21 protein-coding genes and 1 other RNA gene are annotated in these 20,613 nt (G+C 32.7%); 15 read left to right on the top strand and 7 right to left on the bottom strand.

Annotated features, from left to right (window positions below):
• Positions 1–19: 19 nt before the first annotated feature.
• Entirely contained in the window at positions 20–460 is a 441-nt protein-coding gene (locus tag OZP06_RS16100; RefSeq protein ID WP_269222773.1) for a KTSC domain-containing protein, read from the bottom strand.
• A 169-nt stretch (positions 461–629) separates the two neighbouring features.
• The gene (locus tag OZP06_RS16105) at positions 630–875 is read right to left on the bottom strand and encodes a hypothetical protein (RefSeq protein ID WP_269222774.1); all 246 of its coding nucleotides are present in this window, start codon (positions 873–875) and stop codon (positions 630–632) included.
• A gap of 314 nt (positions 876–1,189) precedes the next feature.
• On the opposite strand from OZP06_RS16105, the gene OZP06_RS16110 reads away from it, so the two are divergent.
• On the top strand, positions 1,190–1,735 hold the full coding sequence (locus tag OZP06_RS16110) for a hypothetical protein (protein WP_269222775.1): 546 nt from the start codon (positions 1,190–1,192) through the stop codon (positions 1,733–1,735).
• Here OZP06_RS16110 and OZP06_RS16115 read toward each other — a convergent pair.
• Together OZP06_RS16115 and OZP06_RS16120 are read right to left on the bottom strand one after the other, a co-directional pair.
• Positions 1,732–2,127 carry a response regulator gene (locus OZP06_RS16115; protein WP_269222776.1) on the bottom strand — a complete coding sequence of 132 codons (396 nt, stop codon included), beginning with the start codon at positions 2,125–2,127 and terminating at the stop codon, positions 1,732–1,734. The two genes, OZP06_RS16110 and OZP06_RS16115, sit on opposite strands and share 4 nt — an antisense overlap.
• Positions 2,124–4,967: a PAS domain S-box protein gene (locus OZP06_RS16120; protein WP_281323973.1), complete on the bottom strand. Its 2,844-nt coding sequence runs from the start codon at positions 4,965–4,967 to the stop codon at positions 2,124–2,126. The genes OZP06_RS16115 and OZP06_RS16120 overlap by 4 nt, the downstream gene beginning before the upstream one ends.
• Before the next feature lie 263 nt (positions 4,968–5,230).
• On the opposite strand from OZP06_RS16120, the gene OZP06_RS16125 reads away from it, so the two are divergent.
• The 6 genes from OZP06_RS16125 (at position 5,231) to OZP06_RS16150 (ending at position 9,723) form a co-directional block, all read left to right on the top strand.
• Entirely contained in the window at positions 5,231–5,383 is a 153-nt protein-coding gene (locus tag OZP06_RS16125) for a hypothetical protein (RefSeq protein WP_269222779.1), read from the top strand.
• A 10-nt stretch (positions 5,384–5,393) separates the two neighbouring features.
• A complete protein-coding gene (locus OZP06_RS16130; protein ID WP_269222780.1) occupies positions 5,394–5,621 on the top strand; it encodes a hypothetical protein in 228 nt (75 codons plus the stop codon).
• A gap of 5 nt (positions 5,622–5,626) precedes the next feature.
• The gene (locus OZP06_RS16135; RefSeq protein WP_269222781.1) at positions 5,627–6,007 is read left to right on the top strand and encodes a YchJ family metal-binding protein; all 381 of its coding nucleotides are present in this window, start codon (positions 5,627–5,629) and stop codon (positions 6,005–6,007) included.
• A 21-nt stretch (positions 6,008–6,028) separates the two neighbouring features.
• On the top strand, positions 6,029–6,817 hold the full coding sequence (locus OZP06_RS16140; RefSeq protein ID WP_269222782.1) for an META domain-containing protein: 789 nt from the start codon (positions 6,029–6,031) through the stop codon (positions 6,815–6,817).
• Between the two features lie 200 nt (positions 6,818–7,017).
• The gene (locus tag OZP06_RS16145) at positions 7,018–8,136 is read left to right on the top strand and encodes a VWA domain-containing protein (RefSeq protein ID WP_269222783.1); all 1,119 of its coding nucleotides are present in this window, start codon (positions 7,018–7,020) and stop codon (positions 8,134–8,136) included.
• 123 nt (positions 8,137–8,259) lie between these two features.
• A complete protein-coding gene (locus OZP06_RS16150; protein WP_269222784.1) occupies positions 8,260–9,723 on the top strand; it encodes a magnesium chelatase in 1,464 nt (487 codons plus the stop codon).
• A 47-nt stretch (positions 9,724–9,770) separates the two neighbouring features.
• Here OZP06_RS16150 and OZP06_RS16155 read toward each other — a convergent pair whose 3' ends face one another.
• Positions 9,771–10,574: an RMD1 family protein gene (locus tag OZP06_RS16155; protein WP_281323974.1), complete on the bottom strand. Its 804-nt coding sequence runs from the start codon at positions 10,572–10,574 to the stop codon at positions 9,771–9,773.
• A 197-nt stretch (positions 10,575–10,771) separates the two neighbouring features.
• Between OZP06_RS16155 and OZP06_RS16160 the strand changes: the two genes are divergently transcribed.
• From OZP06_RS16160 to OZP06_RS16190, 7 genes are all read left to right on the top strand, one after another.
• Positions 10,772–11,368, top strand: a complete 597-nt coding sequence (locus OZP06_RS16160) for a 2OG-Fe(II) oxygenase family protein (protein WP_269222786.1) — start codon at positions 10,772–10,774, stop codon at positions 11,366–11,368.
• 62 nt (positions 11,369–11,430) lie between these two features.
• Positions 11,431–12,288 (top strand): EamA family transporter, encoded by an 858-nt coding sequence (locus OZP06_RS16165; RefSeq protein ID WP_269222787.1) that lies wholly within the window; start codon positions 11,431–11,433, stop codon positions 12,286–12,288.
• Between the two features lie 269 nt (positions 12,289–12,557).
• Positions 12,558–13,016: a translesion error-prone DNA polymerase V autoproteolytic subunit gene (gene umuD, locus OZP06_RS16170; RefSeq protein ID WP_269222788.1), complete on the top strand. Its 459-nt coding sequence runs from the start codon at positions 12,558–12,560 to the stop codon at positions 13,014–13,016.
• A 3-nt stretch (positions 13,017–13,019) separates the two neighbouring features.
• Positions 13,020–14,279: a Y-family DNA polymerase gene (locus OZP06_RS16175; protein ID WP_269222789.1), complete on the top strand. Its 1,260-nt coding sequence runs from the start codon at positions 13,020–13,022 to the stop codon at positions 14,277–14,279.
• A gap of 1 nt (position 14,280) precedes the next feature.
• The gene (locus tag OZP06_RS16180) at positions 14,281–14,940 is read left to right on the top strand and encodes an SOS response-associated peptidase (RefSeq protein ID WP_269222790.1); all 660 of its coding nucleotides are present in this window, start codon (positions 14,281–14,283) and stop codon (positions 14,938–14,940) included.
• A gap of 74 nt (positions 14,941–15,014) precedes the next feature.
• Positions 15,015–15,337: RNase P RNA component class A (gene rnpB, locus OZP06_RS16185), an RNA gene on the top strand.
• 26 nt (positions 15,338–15,363) lie between these two features.
• A complete protein-coding gene (locus OZP06_RS16190) occupies positions 15,364–16,293 on the top strand; it encodes a 2-dehydropantoate 2-reductase (protein ID WP_269222791.1) in 930 nt (309 codons plus the stop codon).
• Position 16,294: 1 nt separating this feature from the next.
• On the opposite strand, the gene OZP06_RS16195 is transcribed toward OZP06_RS16190, so the two are convergent.
• Together OZP06_RS16195 and OZP06_RS16200 are read right to left on the bottom strand one after the other, a co-directional pair.
• A complete protein-coding gene (locus OZP06_RS16195; protein ID WP_269222792.1) occupies positions 16,295–16,984 on the bottom strand; it encodes a response regulator transcription factor in 690 nt (229 codons plus the stop codon).
• A 10-nt stretch (positions 16,985–16,994) separates the two neighbouring features.
• Positions 16,995–18,353, bottom strand: coding sequence for a HAMP domain-containing sensor histidine kinase (locus tag OZP06_RS16200; protein ID WP_281323975.1), 1,359 nt, complete (start codon positions 18,351–18,353; stop codon positions 16,995–16,997).
• A 140-nt stretch (positions 18,354–18,493) separates the two neighbouring features.
• Here OZP06_RS16200 and OZP06_RS16205 point away from each other — a divergent pair, with 140 nt between their 5' ends.
• A complete protein-coding gene (locus OZP06_RS16205) occupies positions 18,494–20,611 on the top strand; it encodes an outer membrane beta-barrel protein (RefSeq protein WP_281323976.1) in 2,118 nt (705 codons plus the stop codon).
• The last annotated feature ends 2 nt before the right edge of the window (positions 20,612–20,613 follow it).

The following is a 20,613-nucleotide window of genomic DNA, read 5'->3' on the forward strand; positions in this document are numbered from 1 at the left end:
ATTGAGCGTTTAAAAAAAACTATTCTTGATTAGTAGTTTTTCTCCAAGTGAATGCATTAAGTATATGTCTTTTTGCGAATCGACCTGGGGAATCAGCGTTTACCATTTTTACGTAAGTTGCTTTAGGTACACTTATGTACTCGTAAACACTCCCGTTTGAGAAATTAATTATTAAACGACCTTCAACAAATTTATAATCAGTTATTGTTGATGTAGCGATTGTTTCTGTATACTCAGGTAAGTTTGCTTTAACAGTCTCTGGATTGATGCTTACCAAAAAATGATACGCTTCAATAATTTTTTTACTATTTTCTTCGGCAGCTTTTAGACCTGCATCATCTCCTTGAAATTTATCTGGATGTGCATCTTTCATCGCATTGCGATAAATGGTTTTTAATTCTTTTAGCTCTACTGTTTTTTCTACATTAAGCAGTTTGCGAAATTCAACTATTTTTTTCATAAATATTGTAACTACTTGTCTTTTACTATTCAATAAAAATTATTTCATTGAAAATCGACAATTTTTTGCAAAGGTACACTTTTTTTTAACTTTTCAGTTTAGAGCAAAAAAAAAATCAAAAAAAGAAATATTTTTTGATTTTTGATAATTTATCTTGGGATATAAAAGCCTATTGTTCAGGCTTCATATTGGCTTTGTCGAAGTTTTTAGATTTTTTGGGATATTTATTGTAGCTGATGTCGCTTGGGTTTTCGATAATACTTTTAATGGTAATCCAATCCCCAAGATTGTGTTTTTGAGCCATTTTGAAGTCTAAAAGATAGATCCCACAAAAATAATTGTTGTTTTCATCTTGCTCCATTATTCCTGTAAAAACGCCTTTTTGTAACATTCTTTCTTCTGATGCTTTGGTCATAATCTCTTTATTTTAAAATAATTCTGGCTGCAAAGTTAAGCAATTATTAGGAACTTATACTGAATTTGAATTTGAAATGGTGTACGGAATACTTTGAGTTTTTTGTGTAAGGATAGAGTTGATAGCGAAAGCGTGAGGGATAGAACAAGGCGCCATAGCGCTCGTGATAGCCCGACCGCATTTGCAAAAGGGGCCAAATAAGCGGTTTGTATGTTGGGGCCCTTTTGCAAATGTGGTCACGCCCAAAATAGTAAAATTAAGTAGTTTTATGAATAGATTTGGTACTTACCTCAGTTTGTGTTTACCTTTGATTTATGGAAAAAATATTTAGACCGAGTCCAAAATCATTTAAAAATACTTTTTGTGTTTTTCAGGAAATTTTGCCTGATCGTATATCTGGAATGCCAGTTCAATATGATAGTAAATCGGGTAGTAAATATTATTATACAACGGAGGGTATGTATCGCTATTCTAATCATTGGGGGAGATTAGCCAATAGTAAGTGGCGCTTGGAACCTTTGGAACCTGAAACCCCATTCAAATTTAAATTAGGTTTTGCAGCTTGGAACGAATTTTATCCTGATAATGCGGAAGAAGAATTATATTACTTGGTAGCCAATTACGCCAAGAGAACTGTTAATTACCAACATCGAAATAATCCTAATTATGATTCTAAGGCCATTTTAAGAACGAGTTTTTTTACTACAAAAAGAATTAAACAGATTCGGAATTTATTTGAGTTGACTTCTTGGGCCAAGTATTTTGATTATGACGATATTGATTTATTGCGCAAGGAAATTATTGACGAATTAATTTTTACCAATAAAACTTTGGAGGAAATAAAAAGAGAATTTGTTTAATTATTTGCTGAAATCAATATCAAATCATTGTTGTTTACAGGTTTTGATAAATATGCGATAATTTCGGGATACTTTTTGGCTTTGCTTTTATCTTCTAAAGCAATAGAGGAACTTACTATATATATACTTATCGGTTCTTTGATTTGAGGTTTTAGGAGTACCATTTCTTCCATGAATTCCCAGCCGTCCATAATGGGCATATTTATATCTAGAAGTATTACATTTGGGAGTTCTGCTGTATTTTCTATAGCATTTTGTAACGCATAAATGGCTTCTTTCCCGTTTTTGAAACTGGATACACTTACAAATAACTCTGACTTTTTGATGATTTTATTCACAATAATTTGATAAATCGGGTCGTCATCTATTACCCATATCGTTTTTAGACTCATACGATTTCAATTTTAAATGTTGTCCCTACATTGAGTTTGCTTTCTACCGTAATAGTTCCTCCCATTGCTTCTATTTGATTTTTTGTAATGAATAATCCAACACCTTTTGAGGTTGGGTCATTGCTAAAAGTTTTGTACATTCCAAAAATTTTACTTCCATACTTTACTAAGTCAATTCCAATTCCATTATCTGATATTTCAAGGATTTTTTTATCATTGATTATGACCCATTTCAAAACAATACTAATTTTTCTCTCTGGATGACTATAACGAATTGCATTTGAAATTAAATTAAAAAGAATACTTTCTAAATAAGCAGGGTTGTAATCTATCGTTAATTCATCTGGGATTAAATTAGAGATTTTTACCTCTTTGGATATGATTTGTTTTGAAAATATTTTCATAACATTATCAATATACTCTTTTAAGTTTAAAGACTCAGTGGCTAAGTTTACATTGGTGCGTATATTGATCACTTCGTTTAAATGCAACATTGTTTCATTAAGTAGGTTGGATACTGAAACTAATAACTGCATCATTTGTTCTTTTTCCTGTTCAGTTTCAGAGGATTGTATTAATGATACAATTGAGGCTATATTACTAGTATGTGATCTTAAATTATGTGATATTATATAGGAAAAGTTTAAAAGCCTTTCGTTTTGTTTGGAAACTAAATGGAATGAGTTGCTTAATACTTTTTCAATTTTTTTAGATTTAGTAATATCAATCATTATTCCATGCAAGCTAACAGCTTTGCCGTTTTCATATACTATATTTACCATATCCCGTATCCAAATGACAGTTCCATCTTTGCATATCATTCGATATTCAAAATCATGGTTTGATAGTTCTTTGGTTTTAGTTTTACAATATTCCATAGCGCATTCTCTGTCTTCGGGATGAATATGATTTCTCCAAAAATCGGGTTCGTTTATCCATTCGGCAGAAGTATAACCTAAAATTTGTTCTACTTTTTTACTAACAAAAGTGAAGGTATAGGTTTCGATATCACATTCCCATACAATTCCATCAATGGTATTTATGATAGATTTAATTTTTTGTTGAGAATTAAGAATTATTTTTTCGTTTCTTTTTCTGGTAGTAATATCCTCAGTAGAAACAATAATACGTTCGAAAGTTTTTTCGTATCTACGAACTACATTCCATCTAAAATGAATATCTATGGACTCTTGGTTACTATTTTTTATTTTAGACTCATATTCCAATTGATAATTGTTTTGTGTTACAGCTATCAATTGTTTTATAAAATCATTTATAGATTCAGAATTATGTATTTGCTCTAAATTAGAAATAACTGATTCTTTTGATTTTAACTTAAGCATTTGTAAACATTCGTAGTTTATCGCTATAATTTTGATTAGAGGAATACAGTCTTTTACGATTTCTGAATTTTCTTTTAAATATTTTTCGACAAAAATTTTATCTTTACTAATAAGATCAAATTTTTTGAGGTGATTTTTTATCAGTGAAAAATCAACTTCCCATAACGGAATTGGAGAACTTTTGAATAGACTTTTAAATTGATTTTCACTTTTTTTAAGATTTTCTACATTTTGCCTTTGCAATGTAACGTCTTCAACGATAACAATATTTGTTTTTGATTCTACTTTTAAATTAGTTAATGATGATACATTTAAATTTACCCAGATAATTTTTCCGGATTTGGCAATGTATCTTTTTTTAATGCGATATTCATTGATTTTTTCTTCAGCAAGTTTTTTAAAATTCAATTCACTTATTTCAATATCTTTAGGATGTGTAAATGATTGAAAACTTCTAAATTTCATTTCTTTTTCTGTAAAACCTAATAAATTACAGTATTGTTTATTTACCTCTAGGTATTTACCTGTGCTAGCTTCTACAAGAGCAATTCCTAAAGGAGCCTGATCAAAAATAGTTTTAAATTTTATTTCACTATTTAAAAGCTTTTCGGACTGAATAGCTACCAATTCTTGCAATTGTTTTGGTCTATTCAACATAAGGGTTGTAAAAACTCCGATCATTAATGAAAGTAATATTCCTAAAATTGATGGTAAAATTAGTATTGAATAATGGTTAGGATCCTTCTTTTTAATCAAATAAATTTTCCAATTGCCATCAATGATTGTTGAAGAAATTTGAATTTTATTATGTGTATTATTTGTTAAAGGAAAGAAAAATTCTTCTTTTTTATTATTAGGATTTATTTTTGAAAATTGAAAACTATATTTTGAAGTATCAATTGCATTTATTCCTGATTGTTTTACTAAATGATCAAAATTGATAACAACAGCAGAAAATCCCCAAAATTTATTTTTTTTAAAAATAGGCAACCTTCCTATAATTGCAGTTCCGCCCTGTTTTAAGTTCAAAGGACCAGCAAAAAACATTCTTCCATTCGTGATAGATTGAACGGCTTCTTTTTTAATAGTTGGAGTAGTAAAAAGATTAAGATTTAAAGCAGATTCATTTCCTTTTAGAGGATATATATATTTAATAACTCCATTTGGTACTAGTTGAACGATACTAATCCAATCATTGGATTCAATTAGTTTCTTACTTATGGTCTCAAAATTATCTGGTATACCTTTGTCATTTATAGTTAATGCAAGGGTAAGAGTAGTTGTGTACGAACTTTTGAGACACTGATCAATATTTTGGTCAATCCTTTCTAGAATTGTTTGCATTTCTCGACGCTCATTTTCTTTGATAATTTCAATCCTTTGTTGAATTGCATTTGCAACTCCGAGACTTAGTATTAAAAAAATAAAAAAACCTGTCGTCTTGGGGTTCATTATGAACCAACGTAAGAATTTAAGCCTTTTATTTGTAAACTCCATAATATGTCGAAAAATCCTAGAAAGTTAAAAATTTATAAGAATAATTTTAATTATTAAATTAAAGATATAAAATCAATTTTAGAAAAGTATGAAAAAATCAGTTTAATTTTATTTTTAGAAAATCTAAAGGGCGATTTATCAGTATAAAACAGACTCCTTTTCAATAATAAAACCGAACTTTGTACTCTTTTTATATTGAAAATGATTTATTATAAAATTCATATTTCATATAAAAGATAAGGAACATCAAAAAGAGAAATGCAATGAGCAGAAATAACGAAGGAAATATCAAGAAACACAACGACAAACTGCACAAAGCACAAGATAAAGCCAAAAAAGCAGCGATGGATCGTAAAGAAAAACTAAAACAGATTACTAAAAAGTTCAATGAGGGTAAAGCTTCGGATAATTGTTAACTCATAGATTATGATAAACTTAGATTTGGAAAATTTAAAAAGTGGCGTTCAAGAAATTATTGACTTGATAGCCAGTAAGCAAACCAAAGAAGCCAATAATAAATTACTTGAAGTGAGTGAAAAACTAGATGAGATTCTAGATCACACAGACGATGATGAAGATTTAATGCAGATTAGTCATTTTCAGGTATTATTGAATCAATTGCATATTAAAATCAATCCAACAGATTCTGAATAACTATTATGGAAAATATATCCTGTTATTGTGGTTCTGGAAAATCATTTGAAAGTTGTTGCTCTCCTTTTATTAATGGAATTCAAACTGCTCCAACTGCTTTGGCATTGATGAAATCAAGATATTCGGCTTATGCAACCCATCAAGCAGATTATTTACTGGCCACTACACATATTTCGGAAAGAAAAAAGTATTCCAGAGAAGATATTTTACTTTGGGCAACAGCCAATAAATGGCAAAAATTGGAGATTATTTCCTCAACTGAAAATACGGTTGAATTTAAAGCCTATTTTTTAGATGCTACTAATGTAAACCAAGTACATTATGAGTTTTCTACTTTTAAACAAGAAAATGGCAAATGGTTTTATCTGGATGGAACGTTTAAATAAAGCGGTTAATTTATAAAAACTATGAAAAAGTGTATTCTATTACTTTCAGTCTTTTTATTAATTTCAAGTTGCAAAAGTGTTTCTGCAAAAACAAAAGAAGTTGCAAAAACTGAACCAACTACCGAATATAAACAACAAATGGAAAATTTAGATCAGGGTATTTATTTTAGAGGTGTAGGAAATGAACCCGAATGGAGTTTGAAAATTTCTGAAAAAACCATTGAATTCAACTCTTTGAAACCTGGCTTTGAATCATTGAGTGGTGCACACGTGGAACCCATTCGTGCGATGGATGCCAATGTGAAAATGTACCGAGTTGAAACTTCAGCTGGACTATTGAATATTCAGATCATGCAACAAGAATGCATCAATACCATGTCTGGTGAAAAATCAACGTATTCGGTTCGAATAGAAATTGTAAAAGATACTGTTTCCACATTTTTAAGTGGTTGCGGAAACTATATTACCGATCCTCGTTTGCACGATATTTGGGTTTTAGAAAAACTAAACGGAGAAAAAGCGAGTTTGGACCACTTTATGAAAGATTTACCCAATCTAGAAATCAATAGTTCAACCAATCAATTCATGGGATTTGCAGGTTGCAATCGCATGAATGGTAAAGTGTTTTTCGAAAATGGATTACTTCGTTTTAATAATATCATCACTACAAGAATGGCTTGCGGACCAAATAATAAAGAAAACGAGTTCTTGAAAGCATTGCAAAGTACAACAACCTATAAAGTAGAAAACATGCGATTGACACTTACCAATCCATCGGGTGTAGAAGTTGTATTTAGAAAAGTAGATTAGCCGTTTTAAACTATTAATTTATATTTTTAACCATTAAGAAAATAAGAATCATTTAGAATTAATACTTAATGAATCTTAATTTCTTAATGGTTGCTTTTTTTAGAGTCACTGAATTTTATATTTCCTATTTAAAGGTTTTTAACGTAAAATTATAGAATGTTTGAGGCAGCTTCGATTAAAAATGATGTATTTTTATATTTATGAAGGACACTATCAAAAAAGGATTTTATTTCAAGACCTACGAGGCTCCGTTTCAATCTCCATTTGATAAACTTTTTGCTATTTTCAAAGAGCTTATCACGCATACTTCGGGAGATTTTGATGAAGCTATAGAATGGTTGCGTGAGCTCGACAAAGAATACAAACTCACAGATTCAGCGTACACCATCGATGATTTTATTGAAGATTTAAAGAAAAAAGGATACATCCGGGAGGAACTCAAAGACGATGGAACATCGGGAATTGGCATAACCGCCAAAACCGAACGCGCCATTCGACAACAAGCTTTGGACAATATTTTTGGAAATTTAAAACGATCGGGAAGTGGCGACCACAAAACCAAATATGCTGGAAACGGCGATGAACACACGGGTGAGTTTCGAGAATTTCATTTTGGAGACAGCTTAGAAAGGATCTCCCTGACCGAAAGTTTACGTAATGCCCAAATCAACAATGGTGTAGCCGATTTTATGCTGACAGAAAATGATCTTGTAGTCGAAGATGCTCAATACAAATCTCAAATGAGCACCGTTTTGATGATTGATATCAGTCACAGTATGATTTTGTATGGAGAAGATCGAATCACACCAGCCAAGAAAGTAGCAATGGCTTTGGCCGAATTAATCACTACTCGTTACCCAAAAGACACACTGGATATTATAGTTTTCGGTAACGATGCATGGACAATTGCCATTCGAGATTTGCCTTATTTAAAAGTGGGGCCTTATCATACCAATACCGTTGCTGGCTTGCAATTAGCTATGGATTTACTCCGCAGAAAGCGCAATACCAACAAACAAATTTTTATGATAACCGATGGGAAACCAAGTTGTGTTCGCGAAAAAGACGGTTCCTATTATATGAACAGCAACGGACTCGATCAGTACATTGTGGACAAATGTTACAATCAAGCCCAACAAGCCCGAAAATTGCATATTCCCATTACCACTTTTATGATTGCCAATGATCCTTATTTACAGCAATTTGTCAATCATTTTACCGAAGCCAATCAAGGGAAAGCCTTTTATACCGGTTTAAAAGGTTTGGGCGAAATGATTTTTGAAGATTATGAAACCAATAGAAAAAAGAGAGTAAAATAAGTATTCAGTGGTCAGTTTTTAGTGATCAGCTAAGTATAAATATAAAACCATTAAAATTAAGCAAAATATGGCTTTATTATCTTAATCCCTTAATGGTTCAAAAAATAAAATTGTAAAAAAAATATGAAAATAGAAAATATAAATACACTTGGAGAATTAAAGAAATCAGGATACATAAGCAAAAGTATTAAAGATGAATTGCGTCATAATTTAAGAGAGAAAATTAAATCAGGAGTACCCACTTTTGAGGGAGTTCATGGTTTTGAAAACACCGTTATCCCCGAATTAGAGCGCGCTATTTTGTCCCGTCATAATATTAATTTACTAGGACTTCGGGGTCAAGCCAAAACCAGATTGGCTCGCAAAATGGTCGAATTATTGGATGAGTATATTCCGTTTGTGACGGGATCCGAAATCAATGACGATCCTTTTCAACCCATTTCGCGTTTTGCCAAAGATATCATTGAAATAAAAGGCGATGAAACCCCAATTTCGTGGTTGCACAGAAGCGAACGATTCTTTGAAAAACTGGCAACACCAGACGTTACAGTAGCCGATTTGATTGGTGACGTTGATCCTATCAAAGCTGCTAATTTAAAACTTTCTTACGCAGACGACCGCGTGATACATTTTGGAATGATTCCCCGTGCCAACCGTTGTATTTTTGTGATTAACGAATTGCCGGATTTGCAAGCAAGAATTCAAGTAGCGTTATTTAACATACTGCAAGAGGGAGACATACAGATTCGCGGATTCAAATTAAGAATGCCGCTGGACATGCAATTTGTATTCACCGCCAATCCCGAAGATTACACCAATCGTGGAAGTATTGTAACGCCCTTGAAAGACAGAATCGGTTCTCAAATCTTGACGCATTATCCCGATACCATCAAAATTGCCAGAACAATAACAGAGCAAGAAGCCAAATTAGATCAAACACAAAGTGAGTTGGTGTATGTTCCTTCATTGGCCAAAGATTTATTGGAGCAAATCAGTTTTGAAGCGCGCGAAAGTGAATATATTGACAACAAAAGCGGTGTAAGTGCTCGTTTGAGTATTACTGCTTTCGAAAACTTATTGAGTACAGCCGAACGTCGTGCTTTGCGATCCGGAGCAGATATAACTACTTTGAGATTGTCCGACTTTATGGGAATTATTCCATCGATTACTGGTAAAGTAGAATTGGTTTATGAAGGAGAACAGGAGGGAGCTGCTATAGTTGCACAACATTTAATAGGAGATTCTATTCATACCTTTTTTCCAGCCTATTTCCCTAAAATCGAAAAATTAGAAAAACAAGGTGAAAAAACGGCTTATTCAGACACTTTAGATTGGTTTTTTACAGAAAGCGGATTCGAATTACTGGACGATTGTTCTGATGAGGAATATAAAAGAATTTTGGATAGTGTAACTCCTTTGGAAATTTTAATCAAAAAATACCAACCACAATTAGAAAAAAACGATAGCTATTTTATGAAAGAATTCATTCTTTGGGCATTAGTAGAATACAAAAAACTCAGCAAAGATCGCCTTTCCGAAGGGTATCAGTTTAAGGACATCTACGGAAGTTATATCAGTAAATTATAATTGAACATAGGGTTTAGAATTTCTAAGCCCTATTTTTTTTTCTTTTATCAATGAAAATACAAAGCAATAAAAATTTCAATTGCTATTAAAATAATCACAATCCACTCCAGTCGTGAGCTTTCCCGAACATTTAAAACATCCGTAAAGAGTTTTAGATTATCTTCAACAATACCCAATCGATAATCCAAATCTTTAAATCTAGGTATAATATCAAAATTTGTTTTAAGACTTCTATTCAATAAATTTAAATCTTCATGATCCCACACCAAATTTGGGTCGTCAAGAATGTATAAATTATCAACTATACTGTTTTTTACATTCAATACTTTTCCAATATATTTCAGCAGATTGGTTTTTGAAATGCTTAAGCGACCTCGCTTTTCCAATTCAAGAATATACTCCTTCGAGGATGTAATAAGATCATCAGAAAGTGTTTCGTAAAACTCAAGTGCCACAGATTGAGCAATATTAAGCATCACAATTCTCAATACAGATGAATCGACAAAAGGTACTGTTACCGAATTGTTTTTGACATAGGTTTTCAAAAGTGTTTTGTCAATCTCAATTGTGTATTCTTCAAACAGGTTTAAATCTACAATCTCAATAGCATATTTTTTGATGAATTCAATAAACTCTTTTTTATCGGATACCGTATAATTTGCAAAAACAATTACGCCATAATCAAAAATGTAGAGGTACTGATTTTTGCTTTTAAAAGCATAAAAAAGTTCCGAAATCGAACTGGAATACGTTTCAACTTCAAATTCTGTTCGGATTTTCTTTATATTGAAAGCTTCCGCAATTTGAATGGCTTCAATTTTTATTAAATCAGGTTCTATCATATTCGACATTTTTTCTATTTATTGCAAAATGGCGTATTAAAATTAACCAATTATATTCTAAAATTAAAAATTACAAGAGTACTATTTTGATTAAAAAGAAATCAAATCAATCAGAATATTTTTATTTATTTTATTTTGTGACCTTTCCCATTTTTAATAGTCTATCTTGCCCCGTTGGCGCTATTTTCAGTCCATCAAAATGGAATATGGAAAACAGTTTTGAAGATTTGATTACCACTTATATCGAAAATAGAGTTGGCATATCCGAACATTTTTTGAGTGCAGAATTAGCCAATAACTTAAAACAAAATCTACATAATTTAAACGACAACAGTCAATTATCGGCTGCTGGAATCGGGAATTCTGAGAAACTGTCTTATGATGGTGCTATTCGCAGTGATTCTATTTATTGGTTGGACAAAAAACACAATAACGCTTTCGAAAATGAATTCTTTGCTCAAATGGAAGCTTTTATTTTATACTTAAATGAGAGTTGTTATGCCGGAATTACAGGCTATGAGTTCCATTATTCCCTTTACGAGAAAGGCGATTTTTATCTAAAGCATCTAGATCAATTCAAAAACAATCCAAGTCGAAAATATTCAATCATTAGTTATTTAAACAGTGATTGGCAACAAAGTCATGGAGGAGAACTGCTGATTCATCAAGACAATAACAACCAAAAAATAAGCCCTACGCAAGGCAAAACGGTCTTCTTCAAAAGTGATGAGCTTGTTCACGAAGTGCTCGTTACTCAACATACCCGAATGAGCATTACAGGTTGGCTGAAGAGTGATCGGTAATTTTAGAAGAAAGTAGTTTTAAAAAATTAAAACACTATTTTTGTGGGATAAATTTTAGGACCATGCTATTTCTTATTCTGAGTATTATTTGTAGTGTTACAGTGGGCGTGCTCTTCAAGATCGCGCACAAAAATCAATCGAGTAGTATTCAAATCATAACATTCAATTATGCAACAGCTCTTTTACTTTCTTATTGCTTTTTCAGCCCCGATTTCAAGGCATTAGCCAGTTCATCGGCTTGGCCTATTTATACCCTTCTTGGTGTTTTATTACCAACCGTGTTTATCGTTTTGGTGCTGTCCATACAACATATGGGAATCGTAAAAACCGATGCTGCCCAACGTTTATCTCTTTTTATTCCCATTTTGGCCGCTTGGTTTATTTTTGACGAGCAATTCAATTCCCTGAAAATTGCTGCAATTTTGATTGGCTTTCCAGCACTCGTATTGCTACTCATCAAGCCTACATCCAACCAAGAAAACAAGTGGATGTATCCTGTTATGGTAGTACTCGGCTTTGGAACAATCGATGTGTTGTTCAAGCAAATCGCATTGTATACCAAACTGCCATTTACGACCTCCTTGTTCGTTATTTTTGCAATCGCCTTAGTAATAATGGGACTTTACGCCTTATTCACCATCCTTTTTCGAAAGGAAAAATTCAGTTCTAAAAATATTTTTTGGGGTATACTAGTTGGAATTTTCAACTTCTGTAATATTTTTTTCTACCTCAAAGCTCATCAAGCATTTGCTCAAAATCCCTCCACCGTTTTTGCCGGAATGAATATGGGTGTCATCGTAATCGGCAGTCTTGTAGGAATCTTTATTTTCAAGGAAAAAATATCTCGACTCAATTTTGCAGGGCTTTTATTGGCCTTGATCGCTATTGTTCTAATAGTGCTTTCACAAATAAACTACTAAAAGAGTTGGGCGTGACCCCATGAAGCAAAGGGGCTTACTTAGCATGCCGCTCATACAGCCCCTTTGTTTCATGGGGTCGGGCTATTGCCATTACTTCGGTAATTTGGCGCTATCCCTCACGCAATTCCTGCTAAAAAAGAAGTGTTTCGTTATTAATTCCTTTTTGTATAAACCTGACAATCAGGCTTCATTTTTTTATCAACATTAACGTTGCTGTTAGACCTTCAATTTTTCATTTTAACTAACTTTGTAATTCAAATACCAGTAAAATGCCAATCCGAATTCCAAATACTGTTTCTCTTGAATTCCTAACCTCCGATATGACTTCTATCAATGAAGTGCCTTATTTTGACGAAGGAATATCTGCTGGTTTTCCAAGCCCTGCCGATGATTTTCAAGAACTCAAAATCAGTTTCGACAAGGAAGTATTTGGCAGTTCTCCATCGACCATTTTTTGTGCACGTGTGAGCGGTTCATCTATGGAAGGAGCTGGAATCTCAAACAATGATATCATTGCTGTCGATCGATTATTAGATCCCGAAGACGGTGATATTGCCGTTTGTTTAATCCACGATGAGTTTACACTCAAGCGCTTGCGTGTAGAGAAAGATTGCGTTTGGTTGATGCCCGAAAATGACAATTACAAACCCATTCAAATCACCGATAATGATTCGTTCCAAATTTGGGGAATCGTCATAAATACACTCAAATACCATCGAAAAAGATAAGACATGTACGCTTTAATGGATTGCAACAACTTTTATGCTAGTTGTGAACGTGTGTTCAAGCCTAGCTTACGAAACAAACCCATTGTTGTCCTGAGCAACAATGACGGCTGTGTTGTGGCACGATCCAATGAAAGCAAAGCGTTGGGCGTAAAAATGGGAGTTCCAATATTCAAAATAAAAGACTTTGTAAAACAACACAATATTGTAGTTCGCTCTTCCAATTATACGCTTTACGGCGATTTGTCTAATCGCGTGATGACCCTAATCAAAAACTTCTCTCCCGATGTCGAAGTCTACAGTATAGATGAAGCTTTTATAAACTTCAACGGTCATCACTATGCCAATTTTGATCAAATTGGACTAGAAATGCACCGCATTATAAAAAAAGGTATTGGAATCCCAATTTCTATCGGATTTGCTCCCACCAAAGCCTTGGCCAAAGTAGCTAATAAAATTGCCAAAAATTACCCAGAACGCACCCAAAACTACTACATCATCGACACCGAAGAAAAACGCATCAAAGCCTTAAAATGGACCAAGATCGAAGATGTTTGGGGCATAGGCAGACAATTCTCTAAAAAACTCCAATCCATTGGGGTGATCAATGCGTACCAATTTACACAATTGAGTGATTCCTATGTTCGAAAATACTTTAGTGTAGTAGGATTAAGACTCAAAAAAGACCTAGAAGGCGAGCCTACCATCCAGTTTGAAGATATTAAACCCAAACAAAACATTGCAACCACTAGAAGTTTTGATGTGATGATGCAAACCCAAGAGGAATTACGAGAACGAATAGCTACGTTTTCGTCCCTAGCAGCTGTAAAGCTACGCAACCAAAAAAGCAATTGCGAACTCATTCAAGTGTTCATTTACACCAACCGATTTCGGCAAGATTTACCACAATACAGTGGGTATAAAACCGTTAAATTGCCGTTCCCAACCTCTTCTACTTTTGAGTTAAATAAATACGCTCAAAAAGCACTGAATGAAATTTTTAAACCTGGATTTCATTACAAAAAAGCAGGCGTCATTTTGATGGGAATTACACAAGATCAAACCCAACAATTATCAATGTTTGAATACGAAAATCCGAAGCATAAAGTCCTGATGCAAGTGCTCGATAAAATGAATGTGAAAATGGGGGAGAAGGTCAAATTTGGCGGACAAGATTTAAAACGAAAATGGAAAATGCGCCAAGAACATCTTTCGCCTTGCTATTCGACTAATCTAAAAGACATTATCACGATAAATTGTCAGTAATATGTGCTTCACAATCCAACTAAAAACCAATGTCAAAAAAGCCGAAACTCGCTTCAAAGCCAAAGTAGATAACCCGTTGCAGTTTCTAGAATCGGATACTATTAGTGGTTTTGCACACTTGAAAACACCTATAATTCGAGATAAATCTCCCGAAATCATTTCTACCAATTACAGTTGGGGACTCATCCCTACTTGGGCCAAAGACGAAAGTGTCCGAAAAAACACCTTGAATGCCAGAATAGAAACGGTAGGAGAGAAACCTTCTTTCAAAAATAGTTTAAACAATCGTTGCCTAATCCTGGCTACCGCTTTTTACGAGTGGCACTGGAATGATCCCAAAGGAAAATCCAAAGACAAATACCAAATCTACTCTCAAGAAGAAGCTCTTTTTGCATTTGCAGGATTGTACAGCCATTGGGTACAGCCTCAAACAGGTGAAACCATTTTTACATACACGATGCTCACCACCGAGGCTAACGAATTAATGCAATACATCCACAACACCAAACAACGCATGCCTATTGTTTTGAATCGAAAAGACGAAAACGCTTGGCTGGATGCTTCAAATGCTATACAGGATTTTGCTTTTCCGTATCAGGCAAATTTGGTTGGATTTCCAATTCCTAAACCTCACGACAACAGACCTGAAACTCTTTTTTAATGCATAAATAGGGGTTTCGTGTATTCTATTTTAAAGTTAATTCCTGATATTACGTCATAAAAACCTATTTTTGCACCGCAGACCGCCTTATCGTCGTCCCGATTCATCGGGAGGGAGGAAAGTCCGGACACCATAGGGAAGCATAGCGGGTAACACCCGTCGGTTTCGTCTTTACGGGCGAGATTAGGACAAGTGCAACAGAAAGTATGTACAGGTAATGCTGTAGTGAAACCAGGTAAACTCTATGCGGTGAAATATCAAGTATATCAGCATTCAAGGGTTCCCGTCCGTTGCTGAAGGGTAGATAGCTTGAGTCTCGTAGCAATGCGGGATCTAGATAAATGATAAGGCTCCGATTTATTGGAGACAGAATCCGGCTTATAGGTCTGCATTTTTTTAAATTTTTGAGAAATACTTTTTTCTATGCAAACAAGAATTGGAATTCTAGGATTAGGTGGTGTAGGTGGTTATTTTGGAGGATTATTAGCCAAAGAATACGCTAAATCAAAAACCGTCGAAATTATCTTCATCGCTCGTGGCGAGACACTAAGAAACATTAAGGAATCCGGATTAAAAATTCTATCTGATAATGGTGAGAAAATTGTTTTCCCAGATTTAGTTTCTGATAATCCTGAAATAATAGGTAAACTAGATTACCTGATTTGTGCCACAAAAACGTATGATATAGAAGAAAGCCTGACTTCTATAAAAAATGTGATTACAAAAAACACTGTAATTCTTCCTTTGTATAATGGTGTAGATGCTCCAGAGCGCATCTGTACTCTTTTTCCAGATAATGAAGTTTTGCAAGGTTGCGTTTATATTGTTTCGATGATTGTTTCACCTGGTGTGATTAAAAAAGTTGGTCCTTACGAAAAATTATTTTTTGGATCGAATATGGCTTCCATTTCTAGAATGAATGCTTTGCAAACCATTTTCAAAAATGCTTCAATCGAAAGTTATTTAGTCGATGCTATCGAAGAAACGGTTTGGGAGAAGTTTATCTTTATTTCGGCTTTGGCTTCAGCAACTTCGTATTTAAACCAAAACATTGGTGAGTTGCTAAATAGTGAATCAAGCAGGAAATTTTATGTTTCTTTATTGAATGAAATTACCATGATTGCTGCTGTCAAAGGGCTCGATTTGCCGAATGACATTGTTTTTCAAACTATATTAAAACTAGAAAAATCCCCTCAAGAAGCTACTTCCTCCATGCATCGAGATTTGATGGCAGGACGAAAAATAGAACTTGCCTCCTTGACTGAATTTGTGGTAAATGAAGGTTTGAAATATGAAATTGACACACCAACATACCAAAAGGTATTGGAGAAATTATCACAACAAGCTATATAATTTAGTTGTTGATCTTAAATTCCAACCCAATGTTACGAACACTTTCGATGCTTATTCGAGAATCATCTTTGAAATACTTGCGAATTTTACTGATGTAGACATCCATACTTCTTCCCGAAAAAAAATCGTCGCTTCCCCAAATCGTTTTCAAAATTTGTTCTCGTTTTACCATTTGATTTTTATGAGTATAAAAAAAATGAATAAGAGCCGCTTCTTTTTCGGTAAGTTGTTGTGTTATAGTGTTATTTTTTAAAGCTAAACGTTTGGTATCAAATAAATAAGCCCCAATTTTCAATTCATCTGCTATTGGGTAATGAGTCTGTTTTTGATTGCTTCTTTTTAAAATATTATTCAGGCGTAAAACAAGTTCGTCGGCTTCAAAAGGTTTTACAATATAGTCATCAGCACCCAATTTTAATCCAATGATTTTGTCTTCTTTTAATTTTCGGGCAGTTAGAAAAACAAAAGGAATTTCGGGATTGATTTTGATGATTTTTTCAGCAAGGGTAAATCCGTCCATTTTGGGCATCATAACATCAAAAACACAGATATCAAAATTTTCAGTTTGGAAAATAGCCAATGCTTCTTCACCATTTTCTGCCCAACTGATCTCATATTGGTATAATTCTAAATATTGTTTGAGAACGCTTGCAAAATCAGCATCATCTTCGGCTAAAAGTACTTTTTTCAATGGCAGATTATTAAACTTTAAACACAATTGTAAATTCCGAACCTTTACCTAAATCACTTATAACATCAATTGTACCCTGATGTGCTTTTATAATTTGCTTTACATAAAAAAGCCCCAAACCTAATCCTTTTGCATTATGCAAATTGCCTTCTTCGACTCTGTAGAACTTATCAAACAAAAAGGAATGTTTGTTTTTTGAAATTCCAATTCCATCATCTTTAATACTGATATTAAATTGGCTTTTGATTAATTCGGTATTAATTGTAATAGTGTTACTTCCATATTTCACAGCATTTTCGAGTACATTTAAAATAGCTGTTGTTAAATGAAATTTATCTAAAACCAAAGATGTTTCTTTTGTGTTAAAATGAGTTTCGATATTTACTTTAGGAAATGTAACCTCAAAATCGTCAACGATAGCTTTTAAAAATAATTCTGCATCTATTTTTTCTTTTTGAAGTTCAATTTCATTTTCCCCAAAGGAATTCGCCATTACTTCATCAATTAAATTTTGCAATCGATGATTTTGTCGGGAAATAGTATTCAAAACACTATTGAATTGCTCTTCATTGTTACGGATATCGATACGTTCCAATATTTTTGTAGAAATTCCCAAAGTAGTCAAAGGAGTCTTAAGTTCGTGTGTGATATTGTTGATAAAATCGGTTTTGACATCGCTCACTTTTTTTTGTTTTATTAATGCTTTAATGGCTATAACAAAAAGAGTTATTAGAGTTAGAATCGATAGGAGTGATAATAACAAAATAATTCTCATTCTTTCAAAAATGATCATTTCCCAATCAATCACGGACACGTACATTGAATCTTCGGTAAGTAATTTATAATCTTGCATTTGGGATGAACCATTTGTTGTACTGACATAATTCCGAACCAAAAAGGCATTATTTAAAGACTTTAAATTACCATAGATTTTATTCTGTATAAGAGGCTTTTCAGAAAAAACAGTATCACTTTTTTTATGGCTATTATAAATGACAAATTTGTTCAGGACAATAGCAAAATCAATGTCAATATTTGGGAAATCTCTTTTGAATCTAAGCTGTATTTTTCGAGTTAATGTGTCATTAGATTCATCTAAAATTAAAGTATTTTTAATTGCAGATTTTGACTTCTTATCTAAAACATAATTTTGTGCCAATAGCTTATAAAGTCTTTCCTTTTTATTCACGTAAGCCGAATCAATATCGCTGTAATCATTCGTTATTTTGGCAATATCCTCTTTGATCTCCGAGTGAAACTGGGCTACTTTATAATCATAAGCTGTTTTAACCAAATAGCATTGCACAACCGATAAGGTAATCAGAGCAATAATAGAAAATGCGATTAATAAATTGATTCTTTGCTTCATTTGATGAAAATTGAATTCAAAAATAATTCTTTTATTATTCAAATTAGCCATTAACGCCGCTTTAACCTTCGATTAACTCACAAAACGGGTATTTAGATTCATTTTTGCAGTGTTTCAAAATCACAAAACATACTATTTTAATGAAAAAAAAATTAAGAATTCAGAATGCAAAAATTATAATCTGTCTCATTATTTCAGCTTTTGGTTACGGACAAAATACGACAGCAACTGATAGTATTTCCAATAAATTAAGCGAAGTAGTGATTACAAAAGAAAAGAAAATGTTTACCAATAAAAATGGAAATATCAAAGTTGATGTGGCCAATTCGATTCTGAATGCAACTCCAAATACAATAGATTTGCTTTCTAAATTGCCCAATATTACCATCAGCGCCGACAAGGAGAATATAACAGTCATAGGAAAAGGAAACCCATTGATTTATATTGACAATCAAAAAGTAGGTATGAATGATTTGAATGCCTTGTCTGTAGACGAAATAAAAACCATTGAAATTATAAATAATCCATCTTCTAAATATGAAGCCGAAGGAAGAGTCGTTATTTTGATAACGCGAAAATTCAGCAAAAAAGAAGGTTCGCAGACCAATGTTTCCGAGGTGGCTTCGTTCAAGAAAGAATTCAATAATTATCTGGGGATAAATTCAAGTTTCAAAAAGAATAAATGGGAATGGAAAGCGAATTTTAATTACAATAAATTAAGTCCCTGGGAAAGCCATAGTATTGATTATCAAATTCAAGATGCGGATATCATTTCGAATTATAACGTTGCTACCGCAAATACCAAAAGAAAGCAGTTTATTTTTGGTGGAAGCTTGTTTTATAAAATCAATGAGGAAGATTATTTCTCAATTAGTATCAACAGTAAACTGCAAAGCGAACCTTTTGATATAAACACTACAACCTACAATAAGAATGGAAATGTAGAAAATAATGTTATAACACACAGTGATAATAAGAGCCAAAAGGATTTTATTAACTCTTTTATTAATTATTCCAAGAAAATAAAATCAATAAACACACAATTATTTACTGGTTTTCAATATTCTAATTTTGATCAGGATTCAAAGTCGTTGGCTCAGAATAATTTTAATAACACTCAATTTGAATTGGCCCAAAAAAGTAATCAAAAATTTAATGTAGCTGTTTTTTCTGGCAGGGCAGATTTTGAAAAGAAATTTAAAAATGAAATAAAATTGGAATACGGCGGGCTTTATTTGTCTGCAAAAGCAAAAACAGATTTTGAAATCTTAAATTATGAGACCAATAATACAATCAGATCGATTTATAATTTCAAAGAGAAAAACAGCGCAGGCTATACACAATTATCAGGAAGCCTGAAAAAAATTGGCTATTCAGTTGGTTTAAGAGTCGAAAACACTAATATTATTGGAGAATTCAAGAATGATAATGTACCATTAATTAACAAAAATTACACTGATTTTTTTCCGAAAGCACAGTTTGACATACCTATTGACAGCACCAAATCGATAACCGTAAATTATTCCAAAAGCATCTCGAGACCCAATTATTCATCTACAAGTCAGGGGTCGACTTATATTAATCCATATTTTTTATATTCGAGAAATATCAATTTAGATCCAACTATTAACAATCAGATTTCATCTAGTTTTCAATATCACGATAAATCAGTAAAACTAACTTATTATAAAAATACAGATCCTGTTTACAGCAGTTTTATATTTGACAATCAAAATAGTATACTCACTTTTAAAGAAATTAATTTCGAAAAAGAAACAGGTTTTAATTTAGAATTCACCTTGCCTTTTACTTATAAAATTTGGACTTCTACCAACAGCCTAAGCTGTATACTGAATAAAATAGAAGATGATTCTGCTGAATTTATCAAAACAAAACCGTATTTATATTATTATTCAAGCAATGAATTTAAACTACTAAAAGGCTACACATTTGTGATTTCAACTTGGGGATTAACGGAACAAAAAGAAGGAGTTTTTAAAAGAAAATCACTGTTTATTATGGATTTAGGAGTTTCAAAATCATTTTTTACCTATTGGAATTGCACTTTAAGCTATAATGACATTTTTAGAAATACGATTTACAAAGAAAGTTTTACGATAAACAGTATTAGTTCAACAGCCAGATATTTGGTTGATGCACATGAATTTTCAATAGCTATTAAATATTCATTTGGCAAAATAAAATCTACTGAGTTCAAAGAAAAAAATATTGATGATAATTCTAATAGGATCCGATAAAA

Source organism: Flavobacterium sp. IMCC34518 (assembly GCF_027111095.2).
In the GTDB taxonomy this organism is placed as follows: Bacteria; Bacteroidota; Bacteroidia; order Flavobacteriales; family Flavobacteriaceae; genus Flavobacterium; species Flavobacterium praedii.